General features: G+C 69.2%; 1 protein-coding gene. It reads right to left on the reverse strand.

The window, feature by feature from the left end; all coding sequences use genetic code 11:
• Positions 1-789 (reverse strand): family 43 glycosylhydrolase (locus HHX35_RS42375; RefSeq protein WP_182904245.1); only part of this gene is annotated, 789 nt, incomplete at both ends.

The following is a 789-nucleotide window of genomic DNA, read 5'->3' on the forward strand; positions in this document are numbered from 1 at the left end:
GGGTGTGCTGGCGGCCTCGGTGCCGGTGGACGTGGTCTGCCAGCTGCTGTTCATGGTCAGGTTGTTGGTCGCGACCAGACGGGTCTGGCCGTTGTCGCGCCGGATCCCGATCCAGGCCGATGAGTCGCGCAGCATCGCCAGTCCGGCCCGGTCACCGTCGCGCATGGCCGAGTAGTCGAGCTGGATCGTCGCGGTCGAGGACGGGCCCAGGATGCGGTGGGTCAGGGTGTTGCGGGCCGAGTACAGGTCGTTGGTCACGGTGGCGGTCTGCAGTCGCAGCCCGTTGTCCACGCTGTACTTGGTGGTGTCGGGGTTGTGGTTCCATTCCCATTCGGGCCCGAGCTGGGTGCCGGCGAAGGTGTCGGTCCCGGTCGGGGACTTCACCTGTCGTGGCGGGCGGGGCACGTTGGGGTAGGGGTAGGAGCCGCCCCAGGCGCCGTTGACGGTCTGCACGGTGGGCCAGCCGTCGGAGGTCCAGGTGATGGGGGCCAGGACGGGGATGCGGCCGCCGGGGTAGGCGTCCTGGAAGGCCATGTAGTACCAGGCGCCGTTTTGGGTCTGGACCAGCCCGCCCTGGTGCGGCACTCCGCCGCCGGAGACCGGGCCGCCCATGTTCAGCAGCACCTGGCGCATCTCATAGGGGCCGAAGGGGCCGTTGGTGGACTTCAGCACGTACTGGCCGTTGGCCGGGCGGGTCAGGAAGATGTAGTAGGCGCCGCCTCGCTTGTACATCCGCGACCCTTCCAGGGTGCCCACGCTGGAGGGGGTGGAGAACACCTGCTGGCTGCG

Source organism: Microbispora sp. H10830, from assembly GCF_014161375.1.
GTDB classification, from domain to species: Bacteria; Actinomycetota; Actinomycetes; order Streptosporangiales; family Streptosporangiaceae; genus Microbispora; species Microbispora catharanthi.